The following is a 20244-nucleotide window of genomic DNA, read 5'->3' as shown; positions in this document are numbered from 1 at the left end:
GCCCATGAAAAAAACATTGATTTTATTGTTCTTAGGGGTTAGCTTTTCGGCTTTTTCTCAAACCAAATTATTGGTTTCACAAAGCGGTGATGGTAATTTTAAAACTGTTCAAAAAGCGTTGGATGCCGTCCCTATAAATAACACAAAGACAATTATCATTTATATTAAAAATGGGATTTATAAAGAGAAATTACAGTTAGATTCTACTAAAAATAAGGTGACTTTAATTGGCGAGGATCAGTTTAAAACTATTTTAACTTTTGATGATCATCCTGGTAAGGTTGATGGAAATGGTAAATCTATTAATACTCAATCTTCTTATAGTTTTTTAATTGCCGCGGATGATTTTAGTGCAAATAATATTACTTTTCAAAACGATGCTGGTTTTACGGCCGGGCAAGCCGTAGCTTTAGAAGTGCGTGGCGATAAAGCTGTTTTTAAGAATTGTAGAGTTGTGGGAAACCAAGATATTCTGTTTTTAAACTCGGTAAACAGCCGCCAATATTACGAAGATTGTTATTTGGAAGGAACTACAGATTTTATCTTCGGTGCAGCCACGGCTTGGTTTCAAAACTGTCATATACATAGCAAAAAGAATTCTCACATTACTGCGGCATCTACTCCAAAAGAGCATGCTTTTGGGCTTGTTTTTTATAATTGTGTAGTAACTGCGGATACTTCATTAAATAAAGTTTCTTTAGGAAGGCCATGGAGACCTTATGCAAACGTGGCTTATCTACATTGTTATCTGCCCGAGCAGGTTAAGCCAGAAGGCTGGTCTGTTTGGAATAAACTAGATACTTACACATTATCTAGATTTTCTGAATATGAGAATTATGGACCAGGCGCCAACCCAAATACCAGAGTTTCTTGGTCTCGTCAATTAACATCGGCGGAAGCCAAAAATTATAATTTAGAAAATGTTTTAAGAGGTTGGAAACCAGAATAAATTAGGATTTAAAAAGCAAACATTAAAATATAAAAGGGTATGCGTTATAAAATATTATTGTTGATTTTATTATTTGTTGATGTTTTTCAGGCACATTCACAATTTAAAAGAGACACTAGTTTTACTACTTACAGTGCATTTACCAAAGAAAAAAAACATTATCCAGAAATTGAAATAGCCAAATTACCCTTAGCAAAAAATACGTTAGAGAAGCTAAATATTCCGTATAAGAATTTAGGTTACAGAAAACTTAATTTGGATATTACTTATCCTAAAAAAGAAAAGAAAGGCGGTTATCCTGTAGTGATTCTTTTGTTTGGTGGAGGATGGAAATCGGGAGATAAATCTATGTGTAATCCGCAAGCTCGCTTTTTGGCCGATAACGGTTACGTTGCAGTTTCGGTAGAATATCGTTTATCTCCAGAATCTAAATATCCCGCTGCCGTTTTAGATGTTAAAGAAGCTATCAGATGGGTAAGATTACATGCTAAAGAATACAATATTGATCCTTATCACATTGCTGTTTTAGGCAGGTCTGCCGGTGGGCAATTAGCGGCTTTAATTGGCAGTACCGGTGGCGATAAAAAATACCAAAGCGGGCAAAATCTTTTTCTTTCTGATGATGTACAGGCAGTTGTAGATATTGACGGTATTTTAGCTTTCCATCACCCAGAATCTTTAGAGGGGGAAGCTGCTTCTGAGTGGTTGGGCGGCACATATCAAGAAAAGCCAGCTGTTTGGGATCAAGCTTCTGCATTAAATAATGTAAGCAGCCAAACTCCACCAATATTATTTATCAATAGCTCTAACCCAAGGTTTCACGCTGGCAGAGACGATATGATTAAAAAACTGAATGAGCTTAATATTTATTCAGAAGTTCATGAAATTCCCAATACCCCACATCCATTTTGGTTATTTAATCCATGGTTTAACGAGACCAATAATTTCACGTTAAAATTCTTAGATAAAGTATTTAAGGAGGATTAGATTTTTGAAAACTATGCGATTTTAACAGGCATAATTTCTTGAATTTTTTATGCAATCCTTGCCGGTAACGATTGCACAAATAAATAGGCAATAATGGTTCAGAACCAAGCTTAAAATTCTTAAAATTGTTCAGAAACAAAGTTTTCTACACTAACTAAAAGTCATTTAGTTATAAACCGAGAGTATATTTTAAAAGTTAAAATGAATTTATTTGAACTGCACATACATCAAGTACAGCAAACAAATTCGACACATTTAAATAAAATTAAACAAATGAGGATTTTCAAAATACTTTTTTTAGGTATCATCATACAAGCTTGTTTACAATCATGTAGCGCAAATACAATTTCTAAGATAAATCCTGATCAATCTGGTATTACAGATTCCTTAGAATTTACAAACTATTTTAAGGTTAAAATGCCAATTATTAAAACACCCGTTTTTAAGAAAGATACATTTGATATCAGTAAATCTGGAGCTAAAGGAGATGGCATTTTCTTAAATACTCAAATCATTAATGCTACAATTACGGCATGTAGTAATAAAGGTGGTGGTGTTGTTTTAATTCCGGGAGGAATATGGCTAACAGGGCCTATATACATGAAGAGCAATGTAAATCTTCATATTAAAAGAGATGCAATCTTACAATTCACTAAAGATAAAAATCAATACAAGTTAGTAGAAGGAAATTGGGAAGGTAAGCCCTCTGTTAGAAACGAATCACCAATTTCTGGAAACAATTTAGAAAATATTGCCATTAGCGGTACTGGAATAATTGATGGTAATGGAGATGTTTGGAGGGCGGTAAAAAAGGATAAACTAACAGAATCTCAATGGAAAAATTTAGTTAAGTCTGGCGGTTTGGTAGGTGAGGATAAAAAAACTTGGTATCCATCAAAAAGCTATTTAAAAGGAGACCAAACTAAGGATGCGAGTGTTATTCAAGAAGGAAAATCTTTGGCCGATTATCAAGATATGAAAGATTTCTTTCGCCCAAACTTGTTGGTTTTAACAAAGTGCAAAACGGTATTGCTAGAAGGCGTTACTTTCCAAAATTCACCAGCTTGGTGTCTGCACCCATTAATGTGCGAAGATTTAACGCTTAAAGGAGTTTATGCAAAAAACCCATTTTATGCTCAAAATGGCGATGGTGTTGATGTAGAATCTTGTAAAAATGTAATGATTGAAAACTCAACTTTTGATGTTGGCGATGATGGTATCTGTATCAAATCTGGAAGAGATGAAGATGGCAGAAAACGTGGAATGCCTACAGAAAATTTGATAGCTCGTAATAATGTGGTTTATCATGCACACGGCGGTTTTGTAATTGGTAGTGAAATGTCTGGCGGGGCTAAAAACCTATTCGTTTATAATAATTCATTCATCGGAACCGATATTGGCTTGCGTTTTAAGACCACAAGAGGTCGTGGTGGAGTAGTTGAAAAGATTTATATTTCTGATATCAATATGAAAGACATCGCTGGCGAAGCTATTCGTTTTGATATGTATTATGCAGCAAAAGACCCAGTTCCATTAGCAGATGAGGTTAGGGAAGCCCCAAAGGTTGAGTTATTTCCGGTAACAGATGAAACGCCACAATTTAAAGATTTCCATATTAGGAATATCAACTGTGATGGAGCTGCTAAAGCAATTTTTATGAGGGGTTTGCCAGAAATGAACATCCATGATATTTATTTAGAAAACCTAACCATCCAAGCTAAAGAAGGTGTAGAATTAACAGAAGCAAGTAATATCAGCATTAAAAATTTAAACTTAATGGTTGGCAACAGCAATCCTTTAATAAACGTAGATAACAGCAAAAACATCAGTTTTGAAGGGTTAAAATCATTTACAGACGTAGGTTTTTTAATGAATATTTCAGGAGTAAAAACAACGGGAGTAAAAATTTCCAATTCCTCAATTTCTACATCAAAAGATAAAATCACATATACTCTTGGAGCATCTTCAAAAGCATTAACCATAAAATAAAATGATCCAAACATTTAAAAAATACGGTTTCCTTTTTGTTTTTCTTTTGATGGTGGTTTCATCATGTGCATCAAAAAAAAGTATAATAAATCAAAATTCTCATTTAAGCCTTTCCGAAGATATGGCAAAAACCGTTATGACAAAATGGGCTGATTCACTTTTAATGGAAGAGGGCAAACCGGTAAAATGGGCGTACGATCAAGGTGTGGTTTTAGAAGGCATCGCCAATATTTGGAAACGTACCGGCCAAGATAAATACTTTACTTATATACAAAAGAGTATGGACTTTTTTGTTAAAAACGACGGTTCAATCAATCGTTATAAATTATCTGATTATAATATCGATAATATTAAAAACGGAAGATCATTATTGTTTTTATATAACGTAACCGGAAAAGATAAATACTACAAAGCTGCTTCATTATTAAGAAAACAACTACAAGAGCAACCAAGAACAAAAGAGGGCGGGTTTTGGCATAAAAAAGCCTATCCCTATCAAATGTGGTTAGATGGCTTGTATATGGGAGAACCTTTTTACGCTCAATATGCTAAAGATTTTCATCAGAATGCAGCTTTCGATGATATAGCTAATCAGTTTATTTACATGGAGAAGCATGCTAGAGACCCTAAAACTGGTTTGCTTTATCATGGCTGGGACGAATCTAAAGAACAAACATGGGCAAATAAAGAAACCGGTAATTCTCCAAATTTTTGGGGACGAGCTATGGGCTGGTATGGCATGGCGTTGGTTGATGTTTTGGAAAACTTCCCATCAGATAATCCCAAACGACAAGAATTGCTAGCCATTTTAAATCGTTTTGCTGATGCAGCAACTAAAGTTCAAGATAAAAAATCTGGCTTATGGTATGAAGTTTTAGATCAACCAAATGGTAAGGGGAATTATTTGGAAGCCTCAGCTTCAAATATGTTTGTTTACGCTTTAGCAAAAGGAGTAAGGTTAGGCTATTTACCCGCTAAATATGAAGCGGTAGCAAAAAAAGGTTATGTAGGCATTCAAAAACAGTTTTTAGTTAGAGATGCCCAAGGATTACTTCACCTAAACGGAACGGTAAGCGTTGCAGGTTTGGGGGGTAAACCTTATCGCGATGGTAGTTATGAATATTATTTGAGCGAAAAAGTAGTGCAAGATGATCCTAAAGGGGTTGGTGCTTTCTTGTTGGCAAGTAATGAAATGGAATTGAGAAATATCCCACAAGTAGGGCAAAACAAAACTGTTTTATTAGACAACTATTTTAATAACGAAACCAGAAAAGATATTACAGGCAAACCAGAAAGTTTCCATTATTTATGGAATGAATGGGACAACAATGGCTTTGGGATTTTAGGCGAGAGTATCCGTAATATGGGTGCAAAAACAGAGACTTTAAAAGAAGGTCCAACAGCATCAAATTTATCCAATGCCTCAGTTTATATCATAGTTGATCCTGATACTAAAAAAGAAACTGCAAACCCAAATTATATGATGGCTCCATACATCCATAATATAGTAGAATGGGTAAAGCAAGGTGGTGTTTTGTTATTGATGGCAAATGATTCTAGTAATTGTGAACTGCCTCATTTTAATGATTTAGCAAGGCAGTTTGGCATTCGGTTTAAGGATGAATTAAAAAATGCGGTTATAGGTTCTCAGTTTGATATGGGTATGATAAAAATTCCCGAGGGAAATAATGTATTCCCATCTGGGCCGCAAACCTATCTAAAAGAAATTAGCACCCTTGCTATTAAAACGCCAGCTAAAGCGATAGTAGAAAATAAGGGAGACGTTATAATGGCATCAGCTAAAATAGGTAAAGGGACAGTCTTTGCAGTTGGCGATCCATGGTTATACAACGAATATACAGATGGTAGAAAATTGCCAAGTACTTTCCAAAATTTAAAAGCAGGAAAAGAATTAATGTATTGGCTCTTAAAGCAAGCGCCAAATAAATAATATCATGATTTTAAATAAGAAAAACATAAGTTTGGTTTTATCAAAAAACATAACCAAGCCACAAACAAACTTGTTTGATTTGCCAGAGAAAGTTTTACAATTTGGTACAGGTGTTTTACTGCGTGGCTTACCAGATTATTTTATTGATAAAGCAAATAGGGAAGGTTTTTTTAATGGGAGAATTGTTGTGGTAAAATCTACCGATCATGGCAATACCGATGAATTTGACCATCAGGATAATTTATATACCGTTTGTGTTAAAGGCATAGAAAAAGGAAAAACGATAGAACAAAATATTGTTTCATCTGCAATTAGCAGAGTACTTACCGCAAGTAAACAATGGGATCAAATCTTAGATTTTGCAGCAAGTGATTCTCTAGAAATAGTGATCAGCAATACCACAGAAGTTGGGATTACTTTAATAGATGATGATGTAAATTCAAGCCCACCTTCATCTTTTCCTGGTAAGTTATTGGCTATTTTACACCATAGGTACAAAACTTTTAATGGCGCAATAGATAAAGGTTTGGTAATTGTGCCTACAGAATTGATCGTAGATAACGCTACTAAATTAAAAACCATTTTATTAAAGCTTTGTGAGCGCAATAATCTTTCTCCAGATTTTATTAACTGGCTGCAAGAGAGCAATCATTTTTGCAATTCTTTGGTAGATCGTATCGTTCCGGGTAAGCCAGATAATGAACAATTGAATGAAATAAAAGATGGGCTTGGTTATGAAGACAATCTTTTGATCATGTCTGAAGCTTACCGTCTTTGGGCTATAGAAGGAAACGAGAAAGTTAAAGAGAAGCTTTCTTTTGCAAAAGCGGATAGCGGAGTAATCATTACTCCGGATATAAATTTACATAGGGAATTAAAATTAAGGCTGCTAAACGGAACACATACTTTGAGTTGTGGTCTGGCATTTTTAGCAGGCTTCGATACGGTAAAATCTGCCATGGATGATGAAGATATGGAAAGCTATATCCGTGATTTGATGATAAATGAAATAGCTCCTTCCATTCCTTATGAAGTTTCAAAAGAACAAACAGATGTTTTTGCAGCAAACGTTTTGGATAGGTTTAGAAACCCATATATCAAACACCAATGGCTAAGCATAACCTCTAATTATACCTCAAAACTAAACATGAGGGTTGTTCCTGTTCTTAAAAGCCATTACAAAAACCATCGCTCGGCACCAGTTTTGATCGCTTTGGGTTTTGCCGCATATATTAGGTTTATGAAACCTTCTGACAAAAAAAACAATAAATTTTATGGGAGAATTAGCGATCAAGATTACTTGATAAATGATAGCGAAGCAGAATATGTAACTGCTTTTTGGCATCAAAACCCCGATAAAATTGTTAATGTGATATTAGCGGATGTTTCGCTTTGGGGCACAGATTTAACATCATTCCCTCATTTTGAAAGCTCAGTAAACAATTATCTAAAATTTATGGATGATAAAATATCCATCAAACAACTCATGATCAAAGAAAGCGTTAATATATAAAAGATGGATAGGGTTTTAAAAGTACATCCAAAAGATAATTTGCTGGTAGCCTTAACAGATTTGTTTAAAGGCGAGATCATCATTTATCAAGATGAAAAAATAACGCTTTTAGATGATGTAAAAGCGAAGCACAAATTTTTAACGCAAGATTTATCTACTGGGCAAGAGATAATCATGTACAGTGTTTTGGTTGGGAAAGCGCAAAGCGATCTAAAAGCCGGGAATCTTATCCATACCAAAAACGTTAAACATGCCGCAAATTCTTTCGAGATCGGAGATCGGAAAACAGATTGGCAAAAACCGAATATAAAAAAGTGGGAAAACGTCACTTTTAATGGTTTTTACCGAGCAGACGGCAGCGTTGGCACCGCAAATTATTGGTTGGTAATACCCATGGTTTTTTGCGAAAATAGAAATCTAGAGGTTTTACAAGAAGCTTTGATACATCCATTAGGCTATGGCAGAAAAAAAACCTATCAAAACCAAGCTAATAAATTAATAGATCTTTATCAGGCTGGTGCCGATAAGGAAGCCATATTAAACACAGAGATCTTTGTTGAAAACGAAACAGAGAAATCTAAAAGGCTTTTCCCCAATGTTGATGGGATCAAGTTTTTAAACCATGATGGTGGTTGCGGTGGTATAAGGCAAGATTCACAAACACTTTGTGGTTTACTAGCGGGTTATATAACGCACCCCAACGTAGCAGGTGCAACGGTATTGAGTTTAGGTTGCCAAAATGCACAGATCAATATTTTAGAAGAAGAAATAAAAAAAAGGGATGCTGATTTTAGCAAACCAATGTACATTTTAGAACAACAAAAGGTAGGTACCGAAGCAGATTTACTTTCATTGGCAATAAAGCAAACCTTTGCAGGTTTAATGGAAGCAAATTTACAAGAAAGAAAACCAGCCCCCTTGAGCCAGATTACCATTGGTTTAGAATGCGGCGGTTCCGATGGTTTTTCTGGCATATCTGCAAACCCCGCAATTGGTTACACTTCAGATCTATTGGTTGCCCTTGGAGGTAAGGTTATCTTAGCAGAATTTCCCGAACTTTGCGGAGTGGAGCAGAATATCAGTGATAGATGCGTTTCTACCGAAGACGCAAGACGTTTTTCATCATTGATGAAAACTTACGCTGCAAGAGCAGAAGACGCAGGTTCTGGGTTTGATATGAACCCATCTCCAGGAAATATAAAAGATGGATTAATTACAGATGCGATAAAATCTGCCGGGGCCGCAAAAAAAGGTGGTACCTCGCCAGTAGCGGCCATTTTAGATTATCCAGAAAAGGCAACAAAACCGGGTTTAAATTTGCTTTGCACCCCGGGTAATGATGTAGAATCTACCACGGCAGAAGTTGGGTCTGGTGCAAACGTTGTGCTTTTTACAACCGGTTTGGGAACGCCAACGGGCAACCCGATAGTACCGGTGGTTAAGATTGCAAGCAACACAACCTTGTTTAAAAAAATGAACGATATTATTGATGTAAACACGGGGACAATTATTGATGAAGGTGAAACCATTTATGAGGCCGGCGAACGCATATTAAATTATGTAATACAGGTAGCTAGCGGTGAGGTTGAAGTTTGTGCCGTAAAACACGGTCAGGATGATTTTATACCTTGGAAAAGAGGAATTTCATTGTAATTTAATCAATCGCTATGTTAACGATAAGGAAACATCACACTTATCAATAAACCAAAATACCGATTTACTTATTTATGAAAGCTTCCATCTTAAAGTTAAAATTTAAACAAAATACAGAACAAAAAAAGACATGAAAAATGGAGCAGTAATCCCTGATGATTTTTTATTGTATTCTGAAAAAGCTAGAATACTTTATCATCAATACGCAAAAGATTTACCCATAATAGATTACCATAACCACCTGCCACCTCAAGAAATTGCTGAAGCCAAAAACTTCAGAAGTATTACCGAAATTTGGTTAAAGGGCGATCATTATAAGTGGAGAGCCATGCGTACTTTGGGCGTAAACGAACGTTTCATTACGGGCGATGCTAGCGACGAAGAAAAGTTTATGGCTTGGGCAAAATGTGTACCGGCAACGGTGCGTAATCCATTGTTCCATTGGTCTCACATGGAATTGAAAAATCCTTTTGGGATCAATTCTTACTTAAATGAGAACTCGGCCAAAGAAATCTATGTACATACCAATCAGCTTTTAGCGCAAAAAGATTTCTCTACCCAAGGTTTACTAAAGAAATTTAATGTAGCTATGGTAGGCACAACTGATGATCCTACTGATAGTTTAGAATACCACAAAGCAATTATAGACCAAGGTTTTGAAATTAAGGTAAAGCCTTCTTTCCGCCCGGATAAATCATTGATGATCGGCGATGTGAAAACTTACAGAGCTTACATCCAAAAATTGTCTGTAGCTTCTGGAGTTGAGATTATTGACCTAGAATCGTTATTAGGTGCTTTAAGAAACAGGATTGAGTTTTTTGAGGCCCATGGAGCTTCCATTTCTGATCATGGTTTAAACACCATTCCTTCAAAAGTTACTTTGACTGATGCGCAAAAATCTGAGTTCGAAAAGGTCTTGAGCGGCGATGCGGATTCTTTCTCTGATCCTGATGCTTTTGCAGGTTACGTACTGACGGAGATCTGTAAAATTTATCACGAAAAAGGTTGGGTGCAACAGTTCCATTTGGGTGCAATAAGAAATAATAACCATGGTATGATGCGTAAATTAGGCCCCGATACAGGTTACGATTCTATTGGCGATTTTAGCCAGGCAACAAGCTTATCTAATTTCTTAGGAAATTTGAGTTTAGACGATCAATTGGCCAAGACAATAATCTACAATTTAAACCCTGCTGATAACGATGTTTTTGCAACCATGATTGGAAACTTTGCCGATGGAAAGATAAAAGGTAAGGTACAGTTTGGCTCTGGCTGGTGGTTTTTGGATCAAAAAGACGGGATGGAAAAACAATTGAACTCATTATCAAACATGGGTGTTTTAAGCACTTTTGTAGGGATGTTAACAGATTCTAGAAGTTTCCTTTCATATCCTCGACATGAGTATTTCCGTAGAATTTTATGCAACCTTTTAGGTAACGAAATGGAAAATGGGCAAGTGCCGGATGATGAAAAATGGATCGGTAAGATTGTACAGGATATTTCTTACAACAATGCCAAAGAATACTTTGGTTTGTAAGCTAATTAGTTTTAAAAAAATATTGTCTTAAACATAATATTTGTCATCCCGAACTTGTTTCGGAATCTTATCAGAATAAGTTGCCATCTAGATTATAAACATTCAAATTGGATGCTGAAATAAATTCAGCATGACAAAGTTTTCATTTTTGAGACAGCATATTTTATTATAAATCTTCGTTCTGCATTATACAGAACGAAGATTTATAGCTGAGAAATTAGAATTTCATTATTACTGAGGTTTTAATAGCTCATCTAAAGTATTGTAAGCCACAGAATGATAATTTGGCCTTGCTTGTTTGTAGATCTCTAAAGCCATCTTTTTCCCTTCTGGCGTTTTGATCAATGCTTTATAAATTGGTGTTAAAAACTTTCTTCTCCCTACATTTATCAAGAAATCTTTCATGGCCGGGAAAGCAGTTTTATAATTTTGGTTAATTGCCAAAGTGTACCAAGCGCATTGTATTTCTGCATTACCAGAATTGGTAAAACCAAACTCCTGATCAATTGCCGCCATTAATTTTAAACTTGTATTAGCAGGAATGGTGCGTATAAAATATAACTTCTCGTTGGTAGAACCTATTGTTTTACTTAATCCTTTTGGATCTTGGGTTGAGGCCAGTTTTTTTTGTAAGCTATCAATTTTGTTAAAAGTTTGGCTAACGGGCGCAACAAAATCTTTTGGCAAACCCGGCTGATAGACCCAAGCGTAAGAGTTTATTTTTTTCTTTAAACTTTCATCATTTTTAATGAGTTTTTGGTTTAATTCTGCTAAAAAAGCATCGTTGCCCATACTTGTGAAAGCATGTTCGTTAAAATAAGATTTCAAAAAGGCATCAAATTTTTCTCTACCTGCTGCTTTTTCAATATTCTTTAAAAAGAAGTAACCTTTTTCATAAGCAATGTCGGTTACCCCTAAATCTGGATCTCGTCCCGTAAAATCAACTTTTAACCGAGTATCTGGGTTGGTTGCGCCCATTTCTTCAATGCTTTCTTTTAAATCGTTATAACCTAAAACCTCTTGCATTTTAGCTTCTTCTTTACCGTATAGTTGTTCTACGATCCTACGCTCAAAGTAAACCGTAAAACCTTCGTTTAGCCAGAAATCGTTCCAGGTGGCGTTGGTAACCAAATTGCCGCTCCAGCTATGAGCGAGTTCATGGGCAATTAAGCTTACCAAAGAGCGGTCGCCGGCAATAACCGTTGGTGTGGCAAAAGTCAGCATCGGGTTTTCCATCCCTCCAAAAGGGAAACTTGGCGGCAACACCAATACATCATAGCGTCCCCAACGGTAATCGCCATAGATTTTTTCGGCAGCAGAAACCATTTTACCCATATCGGCAAATTCATAAGCCGCCTTAGGTAATACTGAAGGTTCTGCATAAACTCCGGTTCTTCTATCAATCGCTTTAAAAGCGATATCGCCTACGGCCAAGGCCATTAAATAAGAAGGGATAGCATGTTTTTGCTCGAAATGATAAACGCCAGAATCATTTTTTTGTTGAGGATTTTCTGCGCTCATTAAAGCTAAAAGCTCTTTAGGGACAGTTACATCGGCATTATAAGTAAACCTGATTGATGGGCTATCCTGACAAGGGAGCCAAGTACGGGCCAAAATAGCTTCTGACTGTGTAAACAGATAAGGGAATTTTTTGCCTGCTGTTTGTTGCGGGTTTAACCATTGTAAAGCGGCTGCATCTTTACTGGTAGAATAAAAAATATGTATTTTTTTTGTTTTCGGGGTAATCTCCACGCTTAACGGTTGCCCTATAAATTCCTCTTCATCGCCTAAAGCATAAAAAGCGTTTTTGGTATCATCATCTAAGGTTACTTTTTCTATGTTTAACCCTTTAGTATCAAAAATCATCTCATCGATCTTCCCTGTTTTACTAATTGTCCAGGTGGCCTCGCCATTTAAGATCTGTGTGTCAAAATTTACGTTAAGTTTTAGGTCTAAATGCTTAACCACGCAATTATCGGGTTCAGAATATGAATGGGGATCTTTTCTTTCTATGGGCCTTACCTCTTTTTCATTAGTTGTTTTCTTTTTGTTTTGAGTGCAAGAAAGCATTAATACTGGGATAAATAACAGCAGTTTATTCATAATTGATCACTAAAATTTAACGGTAACACTTGCTTTTTGAGGGGTTTTATCGGCAGAGCCGTTCCAACCTCCAGAAAAGTCTTTCACTAAATTTACGGCTTTTTCATCTGCAATGGCATTAAAACTTTTTAAAACTTTAAAATCAGTGAGTTTCCCATCTGCTTGTATCACAAACTCTATCTGTACTTCGCCCCCGTTCAGATCTGCTTTTTTTGCTTCATCATCTAAATATTTCCTAAAAGTAGCCCATCCTTTTTTAGGGCCTGCAATTAAATTTTCATTGCTTTTTGGGGTTCCATAGCCCACAACTACTACTTCAGAAAGTTGAGATTTATCTTGTTTTAAGGCTATATTCAGAGAATCGTTCTCAATGCTTTTGGTTATGGTTTCATAACCTATGTAACTGATTGCCAATTTGCTGTTCTTTGGGGCTTCTATATCAAATTCTCCATGGGCATCTGTTTGGGTAACATTACCGGTAGCTAAATTTCTTATCGAAACGCCGGGTATTGCTGCACTATCTTTTTCGTCTATTACCCTTCCTTTTATGTTAATGGTTTGAGGGGCAGCAATGGCAGATTTCATTGATCTTGCTGCCATCAAATTTTCTTGCTTGGCAGATATTGCCGCAATTTTTTCTTTTTCTAAAGTTGGTGCGGCCGCTGCTTCATCGCTATCCATATTGGCATCAGCCATAGTTTCTTTTTGCTCTAAGGTAATACCGGTTCCTGGCGAAAAGGCTTTTTTTGTTTCTGGGTATTCGGTATCGTTTAAAATGGCTATTTGTTGCTCTTTTTTATCGTTTTCTATTTCAGGATAATTGTTTTGCCCCTTATCGTTATTTGTCGGGGTATCTGTTTTTATCTTTTCATCATCGGGTATTTGCTTTGCTTTTTGCAAATCTGCCAAGGCAATATTTTTATTGTTGGGGGTTTGGTTAAAATAAATCGCAGATAAGGTAAGTGCCAGAATAATAGATGCCGCAATTCCCCATTGTTTTACTCCCCAATTTAAACCAATAATTTTCTCTTTTTTGCTTAGCTTCTCATTCAAGCGATAGTTTAGATCGTTCATATCAGGATCTTTTAAACCAAATTCAGAGAAACCGTCTAGGGCATCCTGTAAAAAAGGATCATCCAAAGCCCTAGCTTCCAAACTGTTCATTTCAGCAGGGCTTAGTTGTCCGTTTAAGTATTTACGGATCAGTTCTATGTCAGATACTTTCTTAATCACTTCTCTTTTCTATACAAAGTCTTAAATTTCTTTTGCCGTTTTGGATGTAGCTTTTCACTTTCTTTAAATCGTATCCTGTTTCATGGGCTACCTCTGTGTAGCATTTTTGTTGAAGATAAAATAACTTCACGCTCAATTTTTGCTCTTCGTTTAACGTTTCCATGCAATCTTCCATCAAAATCAATCGCTTTTCTTTATCGTTTTCATCCTCATGATGCAATAGCACCTCAGAATCCATAAATTCCTCGTCAATTTCAACCTTATTTATTTTCGATGTTTTTCTCAAATCCATCAAACAAAAATTACGGCTTAGCACATATAACCAGCTCTTAAAATTTTTTACCTCATGGTTTTTCAACTTTGCGATCAATTCTTCAAATATCTGCATTACGGCATCTTTACTGCGTTCTTCATCTTTAAAATATTTTAAACAAACACCGTAAACCAAAGGCATATAATTTTGGTATAAGCCGCCCAAAAGCTTTAAATCGCCCGATTTTTTGTATCGGGCAATCAAATTCTCTTCGTTTAAAGAGCGCTCTGCGGGTTCAACAATCAATGCCATCTAACATCAATAATAAAAAAAATTTTTGGGCTGTTTATGGAAAAACGTTTTAACCTACATCATTAATGTGAATTTAAAAACAAGATTATGAAAACAATATGCTCCTTAATTATTGCCGCCACACTTTTAATGGCCTTTAAAACCGATGACACCAAACTGGTAAGCGGTTATGTTTATGATGTTAACCAACAAGTATTAGTTGGTGCTACTGTAAGTTCTAAATTGAACCCAAAAATTAAAACAAATACAGGTAGTAATGGATTTTTTAAACTAAAAGTTTCGCAAACAGAGAAGAAAATATTGGTATCTTTTATAGGGTTTGAAACTAGGGAGATTGTTCTTACGCCCAAAACTTTAAAAATAATCCTGAAGGCGGTAAACGCTAATTTGGATGAGCTAGTTGTTGCAGGTTATGGCTCCCAAAATAAAAGGGAAATGTTGGTTTCAAATACAAAAAGTATGGCAGCCAGTAGTTATATGGCTTCGCCGATGCTTTCTAATGTGGGTTACAATACAGAATCTTATAATGCCATTGATGAAAACGGATTTAAAAACACCAAAAACGATCCGCTATCTACTTTTTCTATAGATGTTGATGCAGTATCTTACAGTAATATGAGGCGTTTTATACAAAGCGGGCAAATGCCGCCAAAAGATGCCATTAGGGTAGAAGAAATGATCAATTATTTTGGCTACGATTATCCAGAGCCAAAAGATGGCGATCCGGTAAGCATTATTACCGATGTGGCCGATGCACCTTGGAACAAAAACCACCGTTTGGTTCGCATCGGCTTAAAAGCCAAGAGCATAAAAAGCGAAAACCTGCCCGCTTCTAATCTGGTTTTTTTGATAGATGTTTCTGGTTCTATGCAAGGCCCCGATAGATTGGGGTTGTTAAAAACATCCATGAAATTGTTAACGGATCAGTTAAGGCCCAACGATAAAGTAGCGATCCTAGTTTATGCAGGTGCTGCCGGCTTGGTTTTGCCCGGTACCAACGGAAACCAAAAAAATAAGATCAAAGATGCGTTAACCAATCTTTCTGCCGGAGGTTCTACAGCGGGCGGTGCCGGCATTAAACTGGCTTACCAAACCGCAAAAAACAATTTTATTAAAGGAGGCAATAACCGTGTTATTTTAGCTACCGATGGCGATTTTAACGTTGGCGCAAGCAGCGATGCAGAAATGCAAAGATTGATTGAAAGCTATAAAAATGATGGGATTTTCTTGAGCGTTTTAGGCTTTGGCAGCGGTAATTTAAAAGATAGTAAAATGGAAGCTATCGCCGATAAGGGCAATGGAAACTATTACTACATAGATGGGATTAATGAGGCCAAGAAAGTGTTGATCAATGAATTTGGAGGGACACTTTTTACGGTTGCAAAAGACGTTAAACTACAGGTTGAGTTTAACCCTGCAAAAGTGGCGGCTTACCGTTTAGTGGGCTATGAAAATAGGTTGTTAAATAACGAGGATTTTAAAGATGATAAAAAAGATGCCGGTGAGATGGGCGCAGGGCATACCGTAACCGCACTTTATGAAATCATCCCGGAAGGATATAAAGATGAATTTATAAGAAACGTAGATGAAATGAAGTACCAAACACCAAAAGAGATTAAAAACTCTAACGAATTATTGACCGTTAAGATGAGGTATAAAAACCCAGATGAAAATAAGAGCCAAGTGTTAAGCGTTTCATTGGTGGATCATCAGCAAAAATTAGCGAACGCAACTTTAGATTTTAAATTTGTTGCGGCTGTTGCCGAGTATGGATTATTGATCGGGGAATCGGGGTTTAAACAAAACGCCAATTATGATCAAGCTATCGCCCTGGCAAAAAGCGGCAAAGGCAAAGACGATAACGGCTACCGCTCTGAATTTATACAATTGATAGAAAACGCTAAACTATTAGCCAAAAAAGATGTAATTTCAAAAAATGAAGACGAATAAGACAGTAAATAAAATAGCGCTTTCGCTGATGCTTTTAACGGCAAGCAGCGGGGCCTTTGCACAATTTGGCAAATTGCTAGATAAAGCAAAAAGTGCCGTGGGTGCAAACGGCGTTTCTGCAAGCCCAACAGAAATAGCAACGGCCTTAAAACAAGCTTTAGAGCTTGGCGCAACAAAAAGTGCCGATTTGCTTTCTGCACAAAACGGTTTTTTTGGCAATCCATCGGTTAAGATATTGTTTCCGCCAGAAGCATTAAAAGCAGAAGCAACCTTAAGAAAACTAGGTTTAAATAAAATGTGCGACGATGCCATCCTAAGCTTTAACAGGGCCGCCGAAGATGCCGCAAAAACCGCCAAACCCATATTCGTAAACGCAGTAAAACAAATGACCATTAAAGATGCCACCAATATATTAATGGGCGCAAATGATGCTGCAACCACTTATTTTAAAAATACCACAACAGATTCCCTAACAAAGGTTTTTGAACCCATCGTATCAAAAAGTATAGAAAAAGTTGGTGCCACAAAATATTATGGCGAAGTAGCGGATAGGTATAATAAAGTACCCTTCGCAACAAAAATTAACCCCGATTTAAAGGCTTATGTTACCCAAAAAGCCATTGATGGGCTATTTAAACAGATAGCAACCGAAGAATTAAAAATCAGGGAAAACAGTGCGTTTAGAACCACAGATTTAATGAAAAAGGTTTTTGCGCAAGCAGAAAAGAAATAGGGAAGTTTTCAAATATCTTTTATGGTTATATTGGTCTGATTTTTTATTTACGAAAAAAAATAAATCCCTAATGGCAACATTATTGCGCTTAAACAAAAAAACGAGATGAAAAAATTGATCCTTATAACCCTATTCTCCACCCTATTTATTTTCTCTGGTTGCGATACTTTAAACCAATATGCGGGAGCGATCAATCAAACCGTTGGTACTCCTTCCAGTACAGAAATGAGCTTGGGTTTAAAGCAAGCCTTAGAATTTGGTACCAACTACAGTGCCGAAAGATTATCAGCTAAAGACGGTTATTTAGGAAATTTAGCAGTTAAGATCTTGATGCCGCCCGAAGCGCAAAAAGTAGAAAACACCCTAAGGTCTATTGGCCTAAACTCATTATGCGATAATGTAATTACCAGTTTAAATAGAGCGGCAGAAAATGCAGCCATTGAGGCAAAGCCGATATTTGTGAACGCCATAAAGCAAATGAGTTTTCAGGATGTGAGCAATATTTTATTAGGCCAGCAAGATGCGGCAACATTGTATTTTAAACGTACAACAAGCATTGCCTTAGCAGATAAATTTAGGCCAATAATCAATAACAGTTTAAACAAAGTGGGCGCAACCCGTTATTGGGGAGATTTAACTTCCCGCTATAATAAAATCCCTTTGGTAAAACCTATCAATACAGATTTGGCCGGTTACGTAACTGATAAAGCAATTGATGGTATGTTTATAGAAATTGCCCAAGAAGAATTAAAAATACGCCAGAACTTAGCGGCCAGAAGTACTTCTTTGTTACAAAAGGTTTTTGGCTACGCCGATAGGCAAAAATAAAGATTTGCTTAAATTAACCTATTTAAGTATAAAATTACTCCTCGATCAAAACCGCTTAAATTAAGTCAAAAACTTGCTCATGCCATTTTTGGTATCAGCATGGTTAAATTTTTATTCACTGTGTTTTACAAATTCTAAAATTTGAGATTTTATTTACATAAACACTATTGCGAGTAACTACCCAACTTTAAGATTACGAAGAAAAAATTTTATAAATTGGCGATTGATTAACATTGAATCGGGCTGTAAATAGAAGCATAAATAAACAGGCAGAAATGAATAATCATTAAAATAAATGATCATAATTTTGCAGCAAAACTTAGATTTACACTTTTAAATGCAGCTTTTAACAAAAAAGAAAAAAATCGGATTACCCGCCCAACCATTTAGAACAGATAATTGGGACAATGTAACCTACCAAAAACCTTAATATTTAAACGACAAGCCAAAATATGGACCAACAAAAAAGCTATAGTTCCGCACTGTACACCTTGATCACAGTTTTCTTTTTCTGGGGCTTTGTAGCGGCCAGCAACGGTATTTTTATCCCTTTCTGTAAGGCACACTTCCACCTTACCCAGTTTGAGTCACAGCTGATAGATTTTACCTTCTACGGGGGCTATTTCATAGGTTCTCTGGTGCTTTATTACGCTTCGCAGATTTTCAAACTAGATATCCTCAACAAGATAGGCTTCAAGAACGGGATCATCTATGGTTTAATTATTTCTGCGGTTGGGGCCCTAACCATGATACCGGCGGTAAACTCGGGTTCGTTCAGTTTTATACTGGCTTCCTTTTTTCTGATAGCCATCGGGTTTTCACTTCAGCAGACCGCCGCCAACCCCTTTGCGGTTGCACTGGGCACACCAGAAACCGGTGCTGACAGGTTAAACCTGGCCGGTGGGGTCAACAATTTCGGGTCTATTTTAGGCCCTATCATCGTTAGCGTTGTGCTTTTTGGAAGTGCGGCAGGTGCATCGCCAAAATCGGTAGAAATATCCTCCATCAATAATCTTTATTACATTTTGGCAGGTCTGTTTTTGGTAGTGGCCGTATTTTTTGCGGTATCAAAACTACCAAAAGTTACCAGCGATGAGCAGATCGAAGCCAGTAGCAAAACCAATATCCCATTAATGGTGATGTTTGTAGCCTTTTTAATAATTCTTGCCTCGGATATTTTGGCGAATGCAACAGGCTTTGCGAAAGCAATATATGTTTATTTGGCACTCGTAATTATTGTAGTTACCCTCTTGTTTGCATCCAGATCTGCGGGTAAATCTCCAAACGGTTGGGGCGCAATGAAATATCCGCAACTGGTTTTGGGGATGCTGGCGATATTTACCTACGTGGGCGTAGAGGTAAGCATCCAGAGCAATATGGGCGCACTTTTGCAACTTCCTAATTTTGGGGGTTACAGTGAATCCGAAATATCGCCTTTCATATCCCTTTATTGGGGCAGCTTGATGATCGGTAGGTGGACAGGGGCGGTAAGCGCTTTTAATCTATCAAAAAGCATGAAGCGAATATTGACCGTTGTGGTTCCTTTTTTTGCGTTCGGGGTGATCCTGTTCTTCAACCACATCAGCGGGACAGATATTTCGCACATGTACATCTACGTCATCTGTATTGCCGTACTGATCGTAGGCTTCTTTTACAGTCAAGAAAAACCGGCGAAAACATTGGCCGTTTTCGCAACTTTGGGTGTTATCGCAATGATCATCGGTTTGCTTACCGAAGGAAAAATAGCCACCTATGCCTTCATCAGCGGAGGTTTATGTTGTTCCATCATGTGGCCTTCTATCTTTTCGCTTTCCATCACAGGGCTGGGTAAATATACCAGCCAGGGCTCCTCATTTTTGATCATGATGATCTTGGGCGGGGCGATCATTCCACCGGTTCAGGGTATCCTTGCCGATGGCAGTGGCATCCACTTTTCTTATGTTGTACCGGTAATCTGCTTCGGCTATTTACTGTTTTTTGCATGGAAGGTAAGCAAAGAGTTAAAAAAACAAGGTTTTGATGTGAACAGGATTGAAGCCGAAGGAGGGCATTAAATCGCAAGGTTGAGTAAAATAGAAGTTTACGGTAAGAAAGAGTCCTTTTTCTATCGCTATTTAACTTAAACAGGCGGCAAATCTGTTTTAAATATCTATATAATCCCAGATGATTTATTTTGACGCAATTCTAGAGACCTCTGTTCAACACAAACTCCTTTCTTAATTTCATAGAATAGTCTATCCTTTTTTACGTAAT

General features: G+C 36.8%; 14 protein-coding genes. 11 read left to right on the top strand and 3 right to left on the bottom strand.

The genetic code is table 11. The features are described 5' to 3' along the window. The first annotated feature begins 4 nt into the window (after window positions 1–4). The 7 genes from I5M32_RS09010 to uxaC all read left to right on the top strand — a co-directional run bounded on the left by I5M32_RS09010 (window position 5) and on the right by uxaC (window position 10579). On the top strand, window positions 5–949 hold the full coding sequence (locus I5M32_RS09010; protein WP_200585904.1) for a pectinesterase family protein: 945 nt from the start codon (window positions 5–7) through the stop codon (window positions 947–949). A gap of 39 nt (window positions 950–988) precedes the next feature. Further along, on the top strand, window positions 989–1936 hold the full coding sequence (locus I5M32_RS09005; protein WP_200585903.1) for an alpha/beta hydrolase: 948 nt from the start codon (window positions 989–991) through the stop codon (window positions 1934–1936). Window positions 1937–2209: 273 nt separating this feature from the next. Then, window positions 2210–3925, top strand: coding sequence for a glycoside hydrolase family 28 protein (locus I5M32_RS09000; protein WP_200585902.1), 1716 nt, complete (start codon window positions 2210–2212; stop codon window positions 3923–3925). Between the two features lies 1 nt (window position 3926). Continuing rightward, window positions 3927–5876, top strand: a complete 1950-nt coding sequence (locus tag I5M32_RS08995; RefSeq protein ID WP_234461913.1) for a glycoside hydrolase family 88 protein — start codon at window positions 3927–3929, stop codon at window positions 5874–5876. 4 nt (window positions 5877–5880) lie between these two features. Continuing rightward, window positions 5881–7389 carry a tagaturonate reductase gene (locus I5M32_RS08990; protein ID WP_200585901.1) on the top strand — a complete coding sequence of 503 codons (1509 nt, stop codon included), beginning with the start codon at window positions 5881–5883 and terminating at the stop codon, window positions 7387–7389. A 3-nt stretch (window positions 7390–7392) separates the two neighbouring features. Continuing rightward, complete coding sequence (locus I5M32_RS08985) at window positions 7393–9042, top strand: UxaA family hydrolase (RefSeq protein ID WP_200585900.1); 1650 nt, start codon at window positions 7393–7395, stop codon at window positions 9040–9042. A gap of 130 nt (window positions 9043–9172) precedes the next feature. Beyond that, window positions 9173–10579 carry a glucuronate isomerase gene (gene uxaC / locus I5M32_RS08980; RefSeq protein WP_200585899.1) on the top strand — a complete coding sequence of 469 codons (1407 nt, stop codon included), beginning with the start codon at window positions 9173–9175 and terminating at the stop codon, window positions 10577–10579. Between the two features lie 231 nt (window positions 10580–10810). Here the strand turns inward: uxaC and I5M32_RS08975 are convergent, their stop codons facing one another. From I5M32_RS08975 to I5M32_RS08965, 3 genes are read right to left on the bottom strand one after another with little or no spacing between them, the layout of a single operon-like run. Continuing rightward, the gene (locus tag I5M32_RS08975) at window positions 10811–12682 is read right to left on the bottom strand and encodes a M1 family metallopeptidase (RefSeq protein ID WP_200585898.1); all 1872 of its coding nucleotides are present in this window, start codon (window positions 12680–12682) and stop codon (window positions 10811–10813) included. Between the two features lie 9 nt (window positions 12683–12691). After that, on the bottom strand, window positions 12692–13915 hold the full coding sequence (locus I5M32_RS16935; RefSeq protein WP_200585897.1) for an energy transducer TonB: 1224 nt from the start codon (window positions 13913–13915) through the stop codon (window positions 12692–12694). Then, the gene (locus I5M32_RS08965; RefSeq protein WP_200585896.1) at window positions 13908–14480 is read right to left on the bottom strand and encodes an RNA polymerase sigma factor; all 573 of its coding nucleotides are present in this window, start codon (window positions 14478–14480) and stop codon (window positions 13908–13910) included. The genes I5M32_RS16935 and I5M32_RS08965 overlap by 8 nt, the downstream gene beginning before the upstream one ends. 87 nt (window positions 14481–14567) lie before the next feature. Between I5M32_RS08965 and I5M32_RS08960 the strand changes: the two genes are divergently transcribed. The 4 genes from I5M32_RS08960 (at window position 14568) to I5M32_RS08945 (ending at window position 20045) form a co-directional block, all read left to right on the top strand. Further along, the gene (locus I5M32_RS08960) at window positions 14568–16430 is read left to right on the top strand and encodes a vWA domain-containing protein (protein ID WP_200585895.1); all 1863 of its coding nucleotides are present in this window, start codon (window positions 14568–14570) and stop codon (window positions 16428–16430) included. After that, entirely contained in the window at window positions 16417–17163 is a 747-nt protein-coding gene (locus tag I5M32_RS08955; protein ID WP_234461912.1) for a DUF4197 domain-containing protein, read from the top strand. Before I5M32_RS08960 ends, I5M32_RS08955 begins: the two co-directional genes overlap by 14 nt. A 105-nt stretch (window positions 17164–17268) precedes the next feature. Further along, window positions 17269–17991, top strand: a complete 723-nt coding sequence (locus tag I5M32_RS08950; protein ID WP_200585894.1) for a DUF4197 domain-containing protein — start codon at window positions 17269–17271, stop codon at window positions 17989–17991. Between the two features lie 452 nt (window positions 17992–18443). Further along, on the top strand, window positions 18444–20045 hold the full coding sequence (locus I5M32_RS08945) for an MFS transporter (protein ID WP_200585893.1): 1602 nt from the start codon (window positions 18444–18446) through the stop codon (window positions 20043–20045). Window positions 20046–20244 lie beyond the last annotated feature (199 nt).

The sequence above is a fragment of the Pedobacter segetis genome (assembly GCF_016623585.1).
GTDB lineage: Bacteria > Bacteroidota > Bacteroidia > Sphingobacteriales > Sphingobacteriaceae > Pseudopedobacter > Pseudopedobacter segetis.
Note: the sequence above shows the minus strand (reverse complement) of the source record. Positions and strands in the feature narration are given on the sequence as shown.